Annotated in this window: 17 protein-coding genes and 12 tRNA genes; 2 read left to right on the top strand and 27 right to left on the bottom strand. The window is 47.3% G+C overall.

The features are described from left to right. Nucleotides 1-25: 25 nt before the first annotated feature. From SIN01_RS05125 to acpS, 24 genes are all read right to left on the bottom strand, one after another. Nucleotides 26-102 (bottom strand) — tRNA-Ile (locus SIN01_RS05125). 10 nt (nucleotides 103-112) lie between these two features. Next, nucleotides 113-186: transfer RNA gene (locus tag SIN01_RS05120), tRNA-Gly, on the bottom strand. Between the two features lie 6 nt (nucleotides 187-192). Beyond that, a tRNA-Pro gene (locus tag SIN01_RS05115) sits at nucleotides 193-269 on the bottom strand. A gap of 9 nt (nucleotides 270-278) precedes the next feature. Beyond that, nucleotides 279-352 (bottom strand) — tRNA-Arg (locus SIN01_RS05110). A gap of 13 nt (nucleotides 353-365) precedes the next feature. Further along, a tRNA-Leu gene (locus tag SIN01_RS05105) sits at nucleotides 366-451 on the bottom strand. Between the two features lie 8 nt (nucleotides 452-459). Next, a tRNA-Leu gene (locus SIN01_RS05100) sits at nucleotides 460-544 on the bottom strand. Nucleotides 545-549: 5 nt separating this feature from the next. Beyond that, nucleotides 550-621, bottom strand: a tRNA-Lys gene (locus SIN01_RS05095). A 3-nt stretch (nucleotides 622-624) separates the two neighbouring features. After that, nucleotides 625-699 (bottom strand) — tRNA-Gln (locus tag SIN01_RS05090). A gap of 66 nt (nucleotides 700-765) precedes the next feature. Then, nucleotides 766-841, bottom strand: a tRNA-Asp gene (locus tag SIN01_RS05085). A 19-nt stretch (nucleotides 842-860) separates the two neighbouring features. Then, nucleotides 861-935 (bottom strand) — tRNA-Glu (locus tag SIN01_RS05080). A 7-nt stretch (nucleotides 936-942) separates the two neighbouring features. Continuing rightward, nucleotides 943-1034: transfer RNA gene (locus SIN01_RS05075), tRNA-Ser, on the bottom strand. A 3-nt stretch (nucleotides 1035-1037) separates the two neighbouring features. Continuing rightward, nucleotides 1038-1112, bottom strand: a tRNA-Asn gene (locus SIN01_RS05070). 171 nt (nucleotides 1113-1283) lie between these two features. After that, complete coding sequence (locus tag SIN01_RS05065; RefSeq protein ID WP_010024773.1) at nucleotides 1284-1754, bottom strand: SprT family protein; 471 nt, start codon at nucleotides 1752-1754, stop codon at nucleotides 1284-1286. 21 nt (nucleotides 1755-1775) lie between these two features. Further along, a complete protein-coding gene (locus SIN01_RS05060; protein ID WP_010024772.1) occupies nucleotides 1776-3944 on the bottom strand; it encodes a Tex family protein in 2169 nt (722 codons plus the stop codon). 271 nt (nucleotides 3945-4215) lie between these two features. Then, nucleotides 4216-5004, bottom strand: a complete 789-nt coding sequence (sigB, locus tag SIN01_RS05055; protein ID WP_010025893.1) for an RNA polymerase sigma factor SigB — start codon at nucleotides 5002-5004, stop codon at nucleotides 4216-4218. After that, the gene (gene rsbW, locus SIN01_RS05050; protein WP_010025894.1) at nucleotides 4976-5455 is read right to left on the bottom strand and encodes an anti-sigma B factor RsbW; all 480 of its coding nucleotides are present in this window, start codon (nucleotides 5453-5455) and stop codon (nucleotides 4976-4978) included. Before rsbW ends, sigB begins: the two co-directional genes overlap by 29 nt. Continuing rightward, nucleotides 5448-5786, bottom strand: a complete 339-nt coding sequence (locus tag SIN01_RS05045) for an STAS domain-containing protein (protein WP_010025895.1) — start codon at nucleotides 5784-5786, stop codon at nucleotides 5448-5450. The genes rsbW and SIN01_RS05045 overlap by 8 nt, the downstream gene beginning before the upstream one ends. 63 nt (nucleotides 5787-5849) lie before the next feature. Beyond that, the gene (locus SIN01_RS05040) at nucleotides 5850-6848 is read right to left on the bottom strand and encodes a PP2C family protein-serine/threonine phosphatase (RefSeq protein WP_029548237.1); all 999 of its coding nucleotides are present in this window, start codon (nucleotides 6846-6848) and stop codon (nucleotides 5850-5852) included. Between the two features lie 573 nt (nucleotides 6849-7421). Next, nucleotides 7422-7772, bottom strand: a complete 351-nt coding sequence (locus SIN01_RS05035; protein ID WP_010025898.1) for a type II toxin-antitoxin system PemK/MazF family toxin — start codon at nucleotides 7770-7772, stop codon at nucleotides 7422-7424. A gap of 3 nt (nucleotides 7773-7775) precedes the next feature. Further along, nucleotides 7776-8054, bottom strand: a complete 279-nt coding sequence (locus SIN01_RS05030; protein WP_010025899.1) for a CopG family ribbon-helix-helix protein — start codon at nucleotides 8052-8054, stop codon at nucleotides 7776-7778. Between the two features lie 159 nt (nucleotides 8055-8213). Continuing rightward, nucleotides 8214-9404 carry an alanine racemase gene (alr, locus tag SIN01_RS05025; protein ID WP_010025900.1) on the bottom strand — a complete coding sequence of 397 codons (1191 nt, stop codon included), beginning with the start codon at nucleotides 9402-9404 and terminating at the stop codon, nucleotides 8214-8216. Between the two features lie 238 nt (nucleotides 9405-9642). Continuing rightward, a complete protein-coding gene (locus tag SIN01_RS05020) occupies nucleotides 9643-10653 on the bottom strand; it encodes a LolA family protein (RefSeq protein WP_010025901.1) in 1011 nt (336 codons plus the stop codon). A 47-nt stretch (nucleotides 10654-10700) separates the two neighbouring features. Next, nucleotides 10701-12215, bottom strand: coding sequence for an NAD(P)H-hydrate dehydratase (locus SIN01_RS05015; protein ID WP_010025902.1), 1515 nt, complete (start codon nucleotides 12213-12215; stop codon nucleotides 10701-10703). 55 nt (nucleotides 12216-12270) lie between these two features. Beyond that, a complete protein-coding gene (acpS, locus tag SIN01_RS05010) occupies nucleotides 12271-12633 on the bottom strand; it encodes a holo-ACP synthase (RefSeq protein WP_010025903.1) in 363 nt (120 codons plus the stop codon). A gap of 213 nt (nucleotides 12634-12846) precedes the next feature. On the opposite strand from acpS, the gene SIN01_RS05005 reads away from it, so the two are divergent. Both SIN01_RS05005 and SIN01_RS05000 read left to right on the top strand, forming a co-directional pair. Continuing rightward, nucleotides 12847-13461, top strand: coding sequence for a rhomboid family intramembrane serine protease (locus SIN01_RS05005; protein WP_010025904.1), 615 nt, complete (start codon nucleotides 12847-12849; stop codon nucleotides 13459-13461). A gap of 118 nt (nucleotides 13462-13579) precedes the next feature. After that, complete coding sequence (locus tag SIN01_RS05000) at nucleotides 13580-13822, top strand: ferredoxin family protein (RefSeq protein WP_010025905.1); 243 nt, start codon at nucleotides 13580-13582, stop codon at nucleotides 13820-13822. A gap of 78 nt (nucleotides 13823-13900) precedes the next feature. On the opposite strand, the gene SIN01_RS04995 is transcribed toward SIN01_RS05000, so the two are convergent. The 3 genes from SIN01_RS04995 to SIN01_RS04985 form a co-directional block, all read right to left on the bottom strand. Continuing rightward, complete coding sequence (locus SIN01_RS04995; protein ID WP_010025906.1) at nucleotides 13901-14245, bottom strand: late competence development ComFB family protein; 345 nt, start codon at nucleotides 14243-14245, stop codon at nucleotides 13901-13903. A gap of 187 nt (nucleotides 14246-14432) precedes the next feature. Beyond that, the gene (locus SIN01_RS15535) at nucleotides 14433-15410 is read right to left on the bottom strand and encodes a peptidoglycan-binding protein (protein ID WP_010025907.1); all 978 of its coding nucleotides are present in this window, start codon (nucleotides 15408-15410) and stop codon (nucleotides 14433-14435) included. 257 nt (nucleotides 15411-15667) lie between these two features. After that, nucleotides 15668-16405 carry a DsbA family protein gene (locus tag SIN01_RS04985; RefSeq protein WP_373864396.1) on the bottom strand — a complete coding sequence of 246 codons (738 nt, stop codon included), beginning with the start codon at nucleotides 16403-16405 and terminating at the stop codon, nucleotides 15668-15670. Nucleotides 16406-16574: the final 169 nt, after the last annotated feature.

Genomic DNA, 16574 nt, shown 5'->3' with positions numbered 1-16574 from the left:
CATTCATATAAATGAATAGTAATAATGGTGGGCCTAAGTGGACTCGAACCACCGACCTCACGCTTATCAGGCGTGCGCTCTAACCAGCTGAGCTATAGGCCCATAGATATAATGGAGCGGGTGATGGGAATCGAACCCACGACCAGAGCTTGGAAGGCTCTTGTTTTACCACTAAACTACACCCGCAAAAGATGGTCGGGAAGACAGGATTTGAACCTGCGACCCTCTGGTCCCAAACCAGATGCTCTACCAAGCTGAGCCACTTCCCGATAAAACAATGCGCCCTAGAGAAGTCGAATCCCTAACCTTCTGATCCGTAGTCAGACGCTCTATCCAATTGAGCTAAGGGCGCATATTAAATTAAATGGTGCGGTCGAGAGGACTCGAACCTCCACGAAGTTGCCTCCACTAGCCCCTCAAGCTAGCGCGTCTGCCATTCCGCCACGACCGCATATATAATGGTGCGGGTGAAGGGACTCGAACCCCCACGTTGGAAAACACTAGATCCTAAATCTAGCGCGTCTGCCAATTCCGCCACACCCGCTAAAATGAGCCACGAAGGATTTGAACCTTCGACCCTCTGATTAAAAGTCAGATGCTCTACCCCTGAGCTAGTGGCTCATGTGGCTGGCCCAGCTGGATTCGAACCAGCGCATGACGGCACCAAAAACCGTTGCCTTACCGCTTGGCTATGGGCCAAAAACAATTATGTATTATAACATAAATCGTTTATAGCTGAATATCAATTACATGTATCATTTATTATGGCGGATCCGATCGGATTTGAACCGACGATCTCCTGCGTGACAGGCAGGCATGTTAACCCCTACACCACGGATCCTCATATATTTTATTTAAAATGGTGACCCGTACGGGATTCGAACCCATGAACCCACCGTGAAAGGGTGGTGTCTTAACCACTTGACGAACGGGCCAAATTAATGGCGGAGAAGGAGGGATTCGAACCCTCGCACGATTTACACCGTCTACTCCCTTAGCAGGGGAGCCCCTTCAGCCAACTTGGGTACTTCTCCATATGGCTCCACAGGTAGGATTCGAACCTACGACCGATCGGTTAACAGCCGATTGCTCTACCACTGAGCTACTGTGGAATAAGTGGCTTTAAAAACAAATGCATAGGCTATTCTACACTGCGTTAACTCATTTGTCAACAGTGCTTCGAAAGTTCTTTTAATCGGTCGCTTTCATCAGCATGTCCTCTTGACGACTTAAATAATTTACCACAGAATCAAATGCTTAGTCAACCCTTTTTTTAAACTTTTTTATTTATTGATCCGTCGTTTACTTATTAGACGGATGCTGCCCCCACAAGTGCCGCAAACATAACGTTTTGTATCAAGCTTTCTTTTTCTCCTAAAATGGGCGCCGCAGACCGCACACTGGTAATCATAACGTACGCTTGAACGCGTGCGTGCATGAGGGATTGCTTCGCAGTACCGTGAACCGCCGACCTTTGCAAGCAGCGTGCGAAAGTCGGCGTCTCGGTGACGATACCCCATCCCCAGCAAGTGGAGATGGTAGTGACAGAGTTCATGCTTGATGATCTTAACAAACGATTCAATACCAAAGTGCTGTAGTTGACGATTGTTAAACTCTAATGCGTGCGTAATCAGCAAGTAGCGTCCGCCCGTAGTGCGCAGTCTTGGATTAAAAACAGCGCGATGAAGAAACGGCCGATGAAAACTGTCTAAGGATATCTGTTCCACCAATTTCTGAAGTTCTTCATTGGTCATTTGACCACCTCCATAGGCACATTAAGGCATGGTTTTTTCTTTTGGCGCTACCATCGTTAAAGAGATGCGTCCCTTCTCCGCATCAACCTGTTCAACCCAAACGGTGACGATTTCGCCGACACGAACGACATCTAATGGATGGCGCACAAAGCGTTCGGCTAGTTTTGACAGATGGACAAGCCCGTCTTGTTTGACACCAATGTCGACAAAAGCACCGAAATCAACAACATTGCGGACCGTTCCTTCAAGACGCATACCTGGTCTCAAATCCTCCATTTTCAATACATCCGTTTTTAAAAGCGGTTTTTTCAAATCATCGCGCGGATCACGCCCCGGCCGAATCAGTGCTTCGGCTACATCGCGCAAAGTGGGCACGCCAACCGAGAGTTCCGCCGCTGTCTTCGTTAGATCCATTTCTTTAAGCTTATCCGCTAATTTGCTTGAGCCAATTTCCTCTGGCGTACCTCCAGCCTTGGCAAGCAGCCTGCCGGCTACCTCATAGCTTTCCGGGTGAATCGGTGTATTATCAAACGGGTTGTCTCCAGCAGCGACGCGCAGAAATCCGGCAGCTTGTTCAAATGCCCGCGGACCTAAACGCGGTACCTCTTTAAGCTGACTGCGATCGGTATACCTGCCCCTTTTTTCCCGTTCCACGACCACATTCGCTGCCACTATTTTCGAGAGTCCTGCCACGTATTGAAGCAACTGTGGCGATGCCGTATTGACATTCACACCGACCTGATTCACGACCGTCTCGACAACAAATTGCAGCGATTTCGCTAGATCTCGTTGTGACACATCGTGCTGGTATTCGCCGACTCCGACTGATTTCGGATCCACTTTCACCAGCTCTGCAAGCGGGTCTTGCAGACGCCGCGCAATGGACACCGCACTCCGCTCTTCAACATGCAGATCAGGAAATTCCTCACGCGCTAGTTTTGATGCTGAATACACACTGGCACCTGCTTCATTAACAATCATATAGAAAAGTTTTCGCCCGGTGACCTGTTTCAGTGTTTCTGCGATAAATGCTTCCGTTTCGCGTGATGCCGTACCGTTGCCGATCGCGATGATATCAATCTTATATTGGCCAATCAGCTGCAGAACCGTCCGCCTCGCTCCTTCCTTATCGGATTTGGGCGGTGTTGGATGGATCAAGGAAATAGCAAGCACTTTGCCTGTAGGATCAACAACAGCCAGCTTGCAGCCGGTGCGATAAGCAGGATCCACGCCAAGTACCGTACGTTCCTTTAAAGGGGGTTGTAGCAGCAACCCGCGCAAATTTTCCGCAAAGATATGAATGGCTTGTTTTTCTGCTTTTTCCGTGAGTGCTTGTCTGATCTCTCGCGCGGTTGCTGGAGCGATCAAGCGCCGGTAAGCATCTTCCGCGCATTCCTTTAGCTGCTGAGCAGCCGTAGTCTTCTTCCCTGGGTTTAATGCGCGCAGAACGGACGGAAGAATAGTGTTCTCAGGTGATTCAATCGCGACTTTCAAGACGTCTTCTTTCTCGCCGCGATTGATCGCAAGAGTGCGATGCGGCACGATGCCTTGTATGCGTTCTTCATAGTCATAGTAATTGGCGTACACGTTTTTCGAATCAAGTTCAGGGTGCTTGGCTTGAACATGCACCGTGCCCTGCTCGAGTGTACGTTTTCGGGCCAGTGCGCGAAGCTCGGCATGCTCGGAGACGCGTTCCGCAAGAATATCTCTTGCGCCTTGAAGCGCTTCCTCTACAGAGCTCACATTCTTTTCTTCAGAAATAAATCGGGCAGCCTCATCTTCAACGGACTGCGCGGGTAATGATGCAAGCCAATCTGCCAGCGGTTCCAGCCCTTTCTCTTTAGCTTTTAGGGCGCGCGTCCGTCGTTTTTGACGATACGGAAGATAGAGATCCTCAACTTCTTGAAGAATGGACGCTTGATTAATCTTTTGTTTTAATTCAGGCGTTAGCTTTCCCTGTTCCTCAATCCGGTTGAGTACTTCTTCTTTCCGTTTTGCCAGTTGCTTGTTGTATGTATAGGATTCTTGTATTTTCTCAATTTGTACTTCATCAAGCCCGCCAGTCATTTCCTTACGGTAGCGTGCAATAAAAGGGATTGTGTTGTCCGCATCCAGCAGCTGCACCGTTCGCGCAACTTGGCCAGCATCCAGTTTTAATTGCTTTGCGATCTGTAAAATTGTTGCATCCATGCTGATCGTCTCCTTTGCATTTATCATATCAAAAAATGGAGACGCGTGTTCGAGCGAATCGCTACATTTGTGAAAACCAATCGTAAGTTAAGAAAAACCGGGTAAAAGCGCCCGGTCGTTAATCTCCAGCCATGTTTGACGGGCTTGTGTCTTTTCGGTGCTGAATCGTCGCTGCGGCTGCTCGCTGGCACGTACCAGCAAGGTAAAATTATTAAATTTTTTCCCTGTAATAAAAAACAGCTCGTTTGAGGTGAGCTGTCAACATGCTGTTCTATTTATGAGACGACAACCCGATTTCTTCTTTATGCGGCAGTATCGTTCTCAGTTTGCATAAGGCATTTCTTTGTAGGCGCGATACATGCATTTGTGAAATACCCAGCCGTTCTCCGGTCTCTTTCTGGCTTAGATTTTCAAAATAGGTGCACGTCAAAATATCGCGTTCGCGCTGGGTGAGAAACTGAAATGCTTCCCTTAAGATCAACTTTTTGTGCACATGTTCGTAGCCCTGTTCTGGTTTTCCGACAATATCCAGCAAGGTTACCGCCGAACCTTCCGCGTCACCGTCGATCTTGGAATCTACCGACAAGGCGTGATAGCCTTGAGCCATTTCCAACGTTTCAAGAACGACTTCTTCGCTTTCGCCGACCGCGTCTGCAATCTCATCAATACGCGGCGAGCGCTGCAGTTCACGCGTCAATTGCTCTGTTGCTTTGCGGATCTTGGGACTCAGCTCTTTTACGCGCCTTGGCACATGAACACTCCAGGTCTTGTCCCGAATGTAGCGTTTGATCTCTCCGATAATCGTTGGAATGGCAAATGACTCAAAACTACCGCCTACCGATGGATCAAACCGTTTCATCGCGGCAATCAACCCCATCATACCCACTTGATAGAGGTCTTCACGGACATCGCTGTTTTTGGCAAATTTCGCTGCAAGTGCGCCCACCAGACGCTCGTAGTTGCTGATGATCATCGTTTGCAGATGTTCATCATCAGGGTTGTTTTGGTAGTCAACGATCATCTTTTGAATTTCAGTCCGTTGTTGAGACTTTGTCGGCAATTTGCTCCACCCCGTCTCTGGTCAGAAACTTGGTCATACGAACGGCTACTCCTGATTCTGTGCTGATTGATACGCGATCCATCAAAGTATCGATCAAAAAGAGTCCCAGACCCCCTTCATTCACTTCTTCAAGATGAAGAGTAGTATCAATTGGATGCAGCTTCTTGAGCGCTTCGTCTGCATTAAAGCTTTCCCCGTCGTGCATGACGGTGATCGTAATCGCTTGAACATCGCAGTCCATAACCATTCTGATCTGACCGACTTCATTTTCTTTGTAACCATGATTGACCGCGTTTGTACAGGCTTCCGATACGGCAACCTTAATATCCTCGATCGCATCAAATGAGAAGCCCAATCTGCTTGCTGCTCCGGAACTTGTAAGACGCGCAATACTGACAAACTCTGGTTTTGCCGGAAGGGTCAGCTGAATCACGTCATTCATTTCAGTCATTTGTCTCCCCTCCGCTCACCTGTGTTCGTGCAATCAGTTCGGTCAAACCGGTAATCTCAAACAGTCGTTCAATGCGCGGCGTCAACCCGACCACAGAGAATTTGCAGTGATGTTTTACCGATGATTTAAGGGCGGCGACAATCACCCCTATAGCCGTACTGTCCATATAATTTGTTTTAGTAAGATCTACAATCAGTGTCCCTCCGTTTAATTCAGTTAAAGGAAGCAGGTTTTTCTTAAATTCAGGAGCTGTGTATACATCAATTTCTCCCGACACAACAACCCGATTCGTGTTTATTCTCTGATTTTCGCGTTCGATCGATAAATTCATATCGCTCCTCCTCCCCGCTATATATCTTTATTGAACAATACCCGCTCGTCAGAGACGCGAAACTTAAAACTTCATCGCAATAAATGTAAAATCATCGGTCAGTTCGAAGTGCTGCATTTTCTTCAACTCATAGAGGACGCGCCGAACAATACGTGCGGCAGGAAGATGCATGGATCGACGGATCAGCTTAATAATATGTTCCCGCTCAATAAAATCACGATCTTTGCGAATCTCCGTAACGCCGTCCGTTAGCAAGAAAATCATATCGCCCGGTTCGACTTTACGTGCCCATTCCTTGTATCGTGATCCTGGAGCAAGGCCTAGCGACATACCTCTTGCTTCAAGGTCAAGAAAACAATCCTGTTGCGCCGAATAATAAAAACCAGGTTCATGTCCGGCTGACGAGTTGGAAAAGATATGGGTTACCGGATCATAAACACCGTAAAACATCGTCACGAACATGCTTGAATCCGCATTGCGTGCAACGACTCGATTTAAATTAGCAAGAATAGAAGAAGGTGCCCCCTGCTTGTTCTCCGGAATACTGTCCATCGCATATTTGATCATCGACATACACATCGCCGCCGGGATCCCCTTGCCGATAACATCGGCGATTGTGACCGCCAAACGTTTGCCGTCGTTAACAATTCGGTAATAGTCACCGCTCATCTTTTTTGCCGGCTCACTAATTGCACCGATATCTGCAAAATCACAGTGTGGTACCTTTCCTTCAATGAGCGCTTTTTGCACTTCTGCAGCCACATCAATTTCCTTGTCCAGCTGTTTCTGTTTATCCTTAAGTTCTTGATGTTCCCAATACTCTCTTCCATAGCCTGCCATCATATTAATCAGAAATTCCATTGATCGAAGTGTGGCATGATCCAATGCCCGCGTCTGTTTCATCACCTCCAGATGCATGGCGACAAGATCTGCTGGCGATACCCCTTGCTCTTGCAGAAAACCAGCCAGCATCTCGCTCTCTTCTATGACCAGCTCCGATTCATGCGTCATGTAACGAATCAATAGATCTCGGTATGTGGCTAGTTGCGGCCCATCTTCCATCGTTCCCACTCGTTGCACTCCCTTCCGGTAAAAAAAAACCAATCTCTTTCATCATGAATGGTTCAATGATATGCACACGCTCTCTTTTTTCTTTATATTCGCAATCTTCATAATAAAAAATTACCGAAGCCTGCGTCATGCCCTTAGGCACCGGCTGAGCCTTAGTTGCGACGATCTAGTGTCCGGCATGCATTTTGCACGGACGCCTTATCTCCCCTTTTACTCTACCTTCTCTATTTTCTTCTATTTAGTATTAAATGACTCTTATTTTATTATTTCATTTATTCCATCAAATGGCAAAAGATAGAGACAATACATTCCCTTTTCGCATCATTGCCTCGCTTTTTTCGACTTTTCATGTTGTAGGCCAACACGATGCGATCGAGATTTAAAGAGAACGTGTCTTAAAGCGGGTGTTACAACGCCTTTTACTTTTCATACGTAAGTTCCGTTTTTTCTGCATCAATCCTTTTTTACGCATTGTCGCTGCACAGTGATGCAATATTGATGCAAAAAAAATAGGCGCTGCTTGGCAGAAGCAGACGCACGACCGTTATCCCCGATCAGTTTCTATTAGAAATCAATCAAACTCAGACTGATTTGAATTGCTTTATTGACTTGGCCCATCATTTCTTCGTCTAAATGCGTGATTTTATCCGTCAGTCGCTGCTTGTCAATGGTTCTGATCTGCTCAAGCAAGATGACCGAGTCGCGATCGAATCCGTACCGTTTTGCATCGATCTCCACATGAGTCGGCAATTTGGCTTTTTGAATTTGAGCAGTGATAGCCGCCACAACAACCGTTGGGCTAAAGCGATTGCCAATGTCGTTCTGAATGATCAGAACGGGGCGAACCCCACCCTGTTCCGAACCGACAACCGGAGAGAGATCTGCAAAATAGACGTCGCCGCGTTTTACAATCACCGGTCACACCCCGCTGACGGAGCGTTCCAGTGTGATCTCTGCCTCCTCTTCAGCAAGAAAAGCTTCAGAAGCAAGATTTAAATTAATTTTAGCCATTTCCATGTAGCCCTGACGCATAATTTCACGGACATAGCCCCTATTACGCTCACGCAGATACAACCTAATGGCGCGATGGAGAAATTCGCTGCGATTCATCTTGTCTCGGCTTGCCATTCCATCAATCTCGTTCAATAAATGTTGCGGCAAACTCAGCATGATTTCTTTTATCTTCGATTCCGACATGCCTGCACCCCCACCACTTTTGTCAGAATATATCTTTTTGAATCTTAAATTTATGTTATCATTTCACATTTATTTTGCAAAGCTATTTTCGCCAAAAACTGCATACTTTTATGCCTCTTTGGAACTTTTTTTTACATTTTGACGATTTTTCTCAATAAATCACGACTCTTCTGCAAGCGAAAGAATAGGATTGTACGTTTCGATGACTTTCCCATCTTTCCAATATACTCTTGGAATGCGCGGGTTAATGGTGCAGGTCACTTCATAATTAATTGTCGCAAGCTGCTCGGCACGGTCATCAGCTGTGATCGTCTCGCTGCCGTTTGAGCCGATTAATGTGACGACCGTACCCTCCGGATAGTGATGAGGAAGCCGGCACATAAACTGATCCATACAGATGCGCCCGACAATTCGGCAACGCTGTCCGTCGATGAGAACGTCGGTATCACCGAGTCCCCTAAGCCAGCCATCGGCATAACCGATCGGCACGGTACCGATCCATTCATCGCGTGCGGCTTGGTACGTGGCTCCGTAGCCGATATGCGTTCCGGCTTCTACTCTTTTTACATGCGTCAAACGGCTGGACAAACGCATCACAGGTTTCAATGGGAAGGGTAGCTGTTCTGCCATCTCTGGGGATGGAGACAGACCGTACATCGCAATGCCATAGCGCACCATCGTAAACAAATGGCGTTTCTCTTTCGGATACTTTAGAGCCGTTGCGCTGTTTCCGCAATGAATCAGCGCTGGACGGACACCGAGCTCCCGAAACCCGTCAACCATCTGTTCAAAACGGGCATACTGAGCCGTGAAATACGTCTCGTCACGTTGATCGGCCGTTGCAAAATGGGTGAAAAGCCCTTCGATGATAAAGCGGGAATCTTTACTGATTTCACCGACAAGCGCTTGAGCATCGGTTTTACTGCGCACACCGATTCGGCCCATTCCCGTATCGCAGGAAATATGAAGGTTTACCGGATCCTTGCCGCCATAGAGTTGTTCCGCCTGCGCCACCCATTCCCGGTCGGATACGGTCAATGAAATATGATGTTCGGCCGCTAAGGCGACATGCCGCGGCGGGATCGGTGAGAGCACCAGAATCGGTGCCTGGATTCCTTGCTTACGCAGTGCAAGTGCTTCATCAAATAGTGCAACGGCAAGCCATTTTGCGCCGCTGGCCAGCGCAATCCGTGCGATTTGCTGCGCGCCATGTCCATAACCATTTGCCTTGACGACGGCCAGTAAGGTTACCCCCTCAGGCAGCCTCTTTTTCATATTCCGTATGTTTTCAGCGGCGGCATCTAAATGAATATCCGCCCATGTCTCTCGATAAAAACCAGCAGCTCCCATTGCGAATCCTTCCCATCTGCCTGCAAAAGTTACGCTTGCCGATGCATCCCGCGCGACGATTAAACGATGCGGGAAAGCGCTCCAATTCGACAAGGTTTTCAATTACTATTTAATCACTTATTTATCAAAAACGGAAGTACCGAATCGTGCGCTCTACCACAACAAGCAGCGGCTGTTTTGTCCAGAATAGAAAAAAAGAGCGCCCGATCACGAAGAACGGTGCGCAGGCATTGCCTCATTATTTTGTTACGGTTCCATTCACCGATTGAGCAATGGTGATCATTTCATCCTGAGTTAATTTTTCTGAAGCAAGGTAGAAGTCCGTTCCATGGCTCGACCATGAGAGCGAGTGGTCGCCAAAGGATCCGACAGCAAAACCGAGATTCGCCGGTGTGCCTGTGCCAAGCGTCGCAGCGCTGGATGCTGCCGCTTGACTCTTCGTTTCGATTAATGTAAACGGCTTTTTGCCGGCGTATTTAAGCACATAGCGGTCGCCGAACTTGCTTGATGCAGGCTTCAACGTCTCAAGCTTCGTGCCTGAAATTACTGCTGTCGGATAAAGCAGCTTCAGCGACGCTTTGTTTTCAGCAGACGTGCTCTGCGTTTTCGAAATATTTGCCGCAGTCATGTTTTGCTTCACATCGAATGTCTTATTCGGAATCGACGGATTCACCTTAAAGTTTTTGAAGGTGACAGTTACGACAACCTTTTGATCTTTATCCTTAATCTTCACGGCCTCCGGTGTCAGATCCTTTTTTAATGAAATCTCTTGGTTGGCCAGCTGCGCGGTATTGTAATTGGTCTTGGTATTAAAGATATAGTGATTTTCTTTAGCCGTAAAGCTAGGATTCGGATCATTTAAGATATCTTTTGCTAGTGAATGATAGAGATAGGCCTGGCTGCGGTTATTCGGCCAATCGCTGTCGAAACGGTAGCTCTTGTTCAGTTCAGGTGTCAGAACATAAACACCCTCTTTATTCTTCAAAATCATCTGTTTGTTGGCTTTGTTGGCATCACTGAGCGACACGCGGTAAAGATTCGGCCGTTTATACATGATATTGACTTGATAGGCTTGCGCTTTTCCATGATTATGGAACGTCATGACTGCGTTGGTCGAATAACTGTTGATCTTTTCATAGCGTTTGTTCAGATCATTAATGACATCTTTTTCCGATTTAGCGCCGCATCCGGAGAGCAGCAATGCCGTCATCAGGATGGCACTAAGCCATAATGCCGACCACTTTTTCATGTATCTCCAACCCCTTTGCCTCTATTCGGTGACAAAGGAGAGACTGATTACCGACACGTTTTCTCGTCGTAAAGCTGATGCAGAACAGGAGGAATCGCTTCAATAAGGTCCGATGCCAGCACATCGAGCAAAGAATGCTCGCGGGCCGTCAATTCTTCTGCGGCAGCACCGTGTACATAAACCGCGTTGCTGACGGCGTCCATCATTTGCTCATGCTGCAGGAGAAAAGCAAGCAAAATACCGGTAAGTACATCGCCGGAGCCGCCTTTTGCCATGGCCGCATTACCGGTTGGGTTTACAATCTGCCGCCCGTCCGGCGCAGTCACGAGTGTCGCTTTGCCTTTTAATACAAGATACACCTGATACTTTTCGGCAAATGCTTTCGCTATGCCGAATCGATCACGTTCAACGTCTTGAACCGATGAATCGGTGAGCAGTGCCATCTCGCCCGGATGCGGCGAGAGCACAGCCGGTTTATGACGCTTGGGGAGCAGATCCAAATGATTTCTCAAATGAAAGAGCCCGTCGGCATCGATCACGCATGGAATCGTGTCGCTCTCTTCAACAAGACGACAGACGAGTTCCTCTTCGCGTGGATCTCTTCCTATTCCGGGACCAATACCGATTCCGGAAACACCATCAAGACCGATTTCAACACGCGGCAGATACATTGTTTCAGGAAGCTGCACGGCCAGGATCGGTTGAATCGCTTCCGGTACGCTGACCTTCAGCAAACCGATTCCCGAACGTAGTGCAGCTTTTGCTGAGAAAAAGGCTGCGCCGGGCATATTTTTCGATCCGGCAATAAGCAAACCTTTTCCATGATTGCCTTTGTGTGAAAAGGGATCCCGCACCGGCAGTGTACGAACGACATCGCTTCGCATCCGAAGTTCCCGCCGCACACCGACTTCTTGATAAGCCTTCTTCGGAATACCAATCGGCAGCACGCGGACGGTTCCAAAATGTCTGGCTGCCGGCTGCATAAATTGCGCCAGCTTCGGGCATTCAAGCGTCATTGTCTGATCGGCAAACACCGCCGGATGGTCAAAGGTTTCGCCGTTGGCTGGTACACCACTTGGGAGATCAACGGAAATGACTGTTCCCTCGGATGCATTGATCCAGCGAATCACCTGCTGGTAGTCCGGGTAAGGAGCTCCATGAATCCCTGTACCCAGCAAAGCATCGATAATCCAATCGGCTTGGTCAAGCTGCTCTTGAAAGGTCTCAGGTTCGTCGCTTATACGCAAAAGCGTCCCGCCGCATGCACAATACGCCCGCATATGATCGGCAGCATCGCCGCTAATTTCTTGCGGATTTGCCGCCAGCCATGTACTCACTTTCGCGCCGCTGTCAAACAGCATACGGGCAATCACAAATCCGTCACCGCCATTATTTCCTTTGCCAATAACCACACAGATGCGGTCTCCTGCTTTGCGTTCAGGTTCGAGCGCCGCGTATACCGCCCGACCCGCATTTTCCATAAGCACCGGTCCTCCCAATCCGATGTGCGTTATGGTGTACTGATCAATGTTCCGCATTTCTTCACGCGATACAACATGCACTGTAGTCCCTCCCAGCGTAGTAAACTATATGAGACAAGGTTCTTTAATATGCAGACTAGCATGACAAGCTTTCAATAATCACAAAAGCTGCTGCCGTATGTTCCGTATGCGTCAGCGATACATGAACCACATCGCCGCTTGACAAATGCTCTTGAAGCTGCGGTTTCCCCAATACGCCGGACACAATGGACAGATCTTGAAAGGAGACCTTTTTGCCGATTCCGGTGCCTCTTGCTTTGGCGTACGCCTCTTTTGCTGAAAAGCGTCCGGCCAAATATTCCAATTTGCGCTTGCTATTGAGCTGATCATATTCTTGCTGCTCTTTTTTCGTTAAAATACGTTTCACAAATGCTTGCTGATCGACCTTCCCCGCAATTCGATTGAGTTCGATCAGATCAACACCGATCCCTTTTATCATTCACGTTCCCGCCTTGCGTCTTAATCTGGGCGATTCCCCGGCTATCTCTAATTATCTAAATGAATGTTACGTGTAAAAACAGTGTCTAACGTTCAAGATAGAGACGTTTGGTCCAAAGATCCATGGAAACCAACCAATTGTTTTTCTACCACTAAAATCTATTTTACCCTATACTTAGTACAAGATCATTCTTCAAGGGGGTTTCTTGACGCATTGTTTATACGAAACGAGTCATTCAAACTGTTTTTAAAGCTTTACCCAATCACGGCAATCCTTTTGGGCATTAATGTGCTGCTCTATCTTTTGTTTGTGCTGACGGGCACATGGCGCCTTGCCCCTGAATTCGCCTTTACCATTTTTAATTTTGCGGCCGGCTCCAATGATGCGATTCTAAACGGCGGCGCCTGGTGGCAACTGGTCACACCGATCTTCCTGCACATTACCTTTTCACATATTCTCTTTAACGCATTCTCACTGTACATTTTCGGTCCCGCACTTGAACAGCTGATTGGCAGATTCCGCTATTTGATCGCCTTCTTAAGCACCGGAGTCATCGCCAACATTGCGGCACTGTTTCTTGAACCGATTGGATTTGTTCACTACGGAGCAAGCGGCGCCTTATTCGGGCTGCTCGGCATTTACATCTATCTCGTTGTTTTCCGCCGCGAATTCATCTCGCGCCAGGACCAAACGATCATATTCGTCATTGTGCTTGTCAGTCTCATCAGTTCATTTTTCAGTGCAAACATTGATATTATCGGTCATTTGATCGGCTTCCTGGCCGGGCTGGCGCTTGCTCCGCTGTTCTTTTACAAAAAAGCATTGTAAATCAGCTCTAAAACCAACCGACTATCTATGAAAAACATTTGTTTTTTGTTCAAAAATTGTTCATAATAGGAGAAGTTAAACTGACTCATGATTTCCATTTTGAAAGGAGTTCTTCTTCATGGCATTCGTCATCACTTCTGCCTGCGAAAATGAAAAAGCAGGTGAATGCATCGAAACATGTCCTGTAGACTGCATCGTTGAAGACCAGAAACAAATGTATATCGATCCTGATGTATGTATTGATTGCGGCGCTTGCGAAGCCGTATGCCCGGTTGAAGCGATTTATCCGGAAGATGAAGTACCGGAAAGCGAACAGAAATACATTCAGATCAACCGTGATTTCTTCAAATCAAGATCTTGATCCTTAAATAATGAACCCCCGCTGCATAAAGATGCGACGGGGGTTTGCTCTTTTTCAGCGGGGCATTTATGCGTCGATTCAGTGATGCGGATCAGCGGAAATGATCTTTACACTTTCCGTGAGGGCTGTCAAAATTGTTGCACGGGATTGAACCGTCATGAGATGCGCCTTCACGTACATACTCCCCACCGGCATTCGTACATAATGCGGCTTAAGCCTATTCAGTGTCAGTGCATACACATCTGCTTTGCATCCATCACAATGGCATGCGGCAGGCAGATTGCGCCACTGCTGCTGCAGCAAATCTGCGACCGCATCCTCCATGACATTATGCACCCGCTGCATCACAAGACCTTCTTTCGTCATCGAACCGCCTGGTTGACTGCTCTTAAAAAGTTTGCCATTCTTTCTGAATCGTAGCATAGAATAATCAACCACTCAAGACGCTCAGAAGGGTCTTTTTCTCTTCAGGATTTGGCCATCTCTGTTGTGGCGGCTGCCCATCTCTGTCAGAGGCCGTTTATCCTCGGTCGCAAGAAAAATGCCTGATCCTCGGGCGCTGAAGGTCAGGCAGCATCGATCATTCAGTTCTGCTTCTTGATGCATCCATTCATTCAAGAACTTTGACCTTAACCGTTCGTCTTCCCCATTGCAGTGCACGGTTGTTGTCTTTAAAGAAAACATCGATGCGGTGCCCTTTAATCGCACCCCCGGTATCGCCGGCAACCGCATAGCCGTAACCTTCCACAAACAGTTTCGTTCCCAGTGGAATCACTGAAGGATCCACCGCGATCACCTTTGAGTTAGGGTTCTGATTTAAATTGATTCCCGTTGCGGTTGTTCCTGAGCATCCGGTGCAGTTTGCCGTGTATGCGGTACTGTTGGCGTAGAATTCCCGAACGATGGAAACATTCTCTGTCTTTCGCACCGTATCTTTTTTTTGCGGTGCTGCTTGGACCCGTGACTGTTCAGCTGACTTGCTTTCTGGCTCACTGATCTGTTTCTTGTTCTGGTCAGCGGAGTTTGCGGGTACCGCTGTGTCGATTTTACGCGAATTTTCCAGCAGAGACTCAATCTTTTTCCAGGTCTTTGGACCGACCACACCGTCGGGATTAATATTCATTTCGTGCTGCAATGTACGAACTGCTGCTTCGGTTCGTGCGCCGAAGTAGCCGTCAACCGGCAGTTTACTAAACCCGATTTCACGCAACATTTCTTGAAGATAGGCAACTTCATTCCCTTTCGACCCGTGCTCAAGCAGATCCATATGTTGATTAATGTATTGGATCAATGCACCTTTCGTCTCCGACCCAACAATGCCGTCAATCGCGATTTTACTGTTCTTTTGAAAGGATTTAACCGCTTTTTCAGTATTTGATCCGAAGTAACCCGTCGTTTTTTTCAGAGGATAGTCGCCTGTTGCTTTCAGTATCGATTGAATCGTCTTAATCTCATCACTGTGCATCCCTTCGTAAAGTAATGCATCTTTGTTTAAATGTGCAGCCGCGTTCTGAGGCAGAATGATAAAGCTCGACGTAAATGTAGCCGCCACAGCAGCAGTTTTTGCAAGTGTGATCCCGGTATACATTGGTGTTCCTCCCATCGTTGATCTCTTTCCTACTACTATGAGCGGCTGGTGCGGAACATACTTTACATTTATATAACAGGACAAGGATGGGAAAAATCGGACGCATCAACAAGGCACGATCCCGCAAGCCCCGAGCACCTCCGCTTTGATGCTGAGCCATGACACTGTTTTATTGGTTTGAATACATGTCAAATTTTATATACTTTTCCGTTAAAAAAAGAGAAGCTCCAGAACGCTTCTCCGAAAAATACGTAGGTTTATTTGTTGTTTTCCAGCGCTTGATCAATTGCTGCTGTCAAAGCTACATCGTCCAAGCCATCTTCAATCATCTGATCGCCGACAAAGATCGTCGGAGTGCCGGGAACGCCAAGCGAATCGGCCATCGCCGTGTCCTTGTCCACCTCGTTTTGCCGTGTTTTATTATTCAGCGCGCTTTGAAATGCTTTTAAGTCAAAGGACGGAACGGTCTTCTGAGCAATATCGGTAAGCAATTCTTTTGTCACCCATTCCTCCTTCTCATTCTTCTGAGCGGCAAAGAGCGCTTTATGGAACGTCCAGAAGGCTTTCGGGTTTTGATGGTACACTTCTTCAGAGGCGTTCGCAGCGAGTACCGATCCTGGTCCAAGGATCGTGTCATTGATAAAGTACAAGCTAACCTTGCCGGTATCGATGTACTCCTTCTTCAGTTTCGGTACGACATCCTCCTCGAATTGCTTACAGTAAGGGCAGCGATAATCTGAGAACACGACGAGTTTTACCGGTGCATTGCTGCTGCCAATGTATGGCTGCCCTGCGTAATTGATCCTTGTTTGTGTTCGGGTGGTCTGCTTTTTCTCCTTTGGCTGAGCATCCTGTTTCTGTGAACGGTATACCATCGCCATAATTGCCGCAATCAAAATGATGACAATAATTGAACTGAATAGGACAATTCTTCCCTTTCTTTTTTGATCATTCGTCCTTTGGTTTGCGTGTTCTTTGTCTGACAATCCTTTCACCTCTCCGATTCTCAATGATTTTTCTAAAAAATATGATCAAGTCTTTTTCAAAATCGTTCATTCTGCCGACAGACGGACAATTCTTGCTTCGATAGTTTATAATAACAGGTTGCCTCTCCTTTCAGCCAGTAAACACTACTATTTATAGCCGAAATAGTCGAATAAAAAT

The organism is Sporolactobacillus inulinus (assembly GCF_006539285.1).
Lineage (GTDB): Bacteria > Bacillota > Bacilli > Bacillales > Sporolactobacillaceae > Sporolactobacillus > Sporolactobacillus inulinus.
This window is presented reverse-complemented; position numbering and strand designations above follow the sequence as displayed.

What these genes read in the sequence shown, in the direction of transcription:
- SIN01_RS05065 (WP_010024773.1), bottom strand. Translation starts at nt 1,754, where the DNA reads ATGACCAATGAAGAACTTCAGAAATTGGTGGAACAGATATCCTTAGAC.
- SIN01_RS05060 (WP_010024772.1), bottom strand. Translation starts at nt 3,944, where the DNA reads ATGGATGCAACAATTTTACAGATCGCAAAGCAATTAAAACTGGATGCT.
- rsbW (WP_010025894.1), bottom strand. Translation starts at nt 5,455, where the DNA reads ATGACTGAAATGAATGACGTGATTCAGCTGACCCTTCCGGCAAAACCA.
- SIN01_RS05045 (WP_010025895.1), bottom strand. Translation starts at nt 5,786, where the DNA reads ATGAATTTATCGATCGAACGCGAAAATCAGAGAATAAACACGAATCGG.
- SIN01_RS05040 (WP_029548237.1), bottom strand. Translation starts at nt 6,848, where the DNA reads ATGGAAGATGGGCCGCAACTAGCCACATACCGAGATCTATTGATTCGT.
- SIN01_RS05030 (WP_010025899.1), bottom strand. Translation starts at nt 8,054, where the DNA reads ATGTCGGAATCGAAGATAAAAGAAATCATGCTGAGTTTGCCGCAACAT.
- alr (WP_010025900.1), bottom strand. Translation starts at nt 9,404, where the DNA reads ATGGGAGCTGCTGGTTTTTATCGAGAGACATGGGCGGATATTCATTTA.
- SIN01_RS05020 (WP_010025901.1), bottom strand. Translation starts at nt 10,653, where the DNA reads ATGAAAAAGTGGTCGGCATTATGGCTTAGTGCCATCCTGATGACGGCA.
- acpS (WP_010025903.1), bottom strand. Translation starts at nt 12,633, where the DNA reads ATGATAAAAGGGATCGGTGTTGATCTGATCGAACTCAATCGAATTGCG.
- SIN01_RS05000 (WP_010025905.1), top strand. Translation starts at nt 13,580, where the DNA reads ATGGCATTCGTCATCACTTCTGCCTGCGAAAATGAAAAAGCAGGTGAA.
- SIN01_RS04995 (WP_010025906.1), bottom strand. Translation starts at nt 14,245, where the DNA reads ATGCTACGATTCAGAAAGAATGGCAAACTTTTTAAGAGCAGTCAACCA.
- SIN01_RS15535 (WP_010025907.1), bottom strand. Translation starts at nt 15,410, where the DNA reads ATGTATACCGGGATCACACTTGCAAAAACTGCTGCTGTGGCGGCTACA.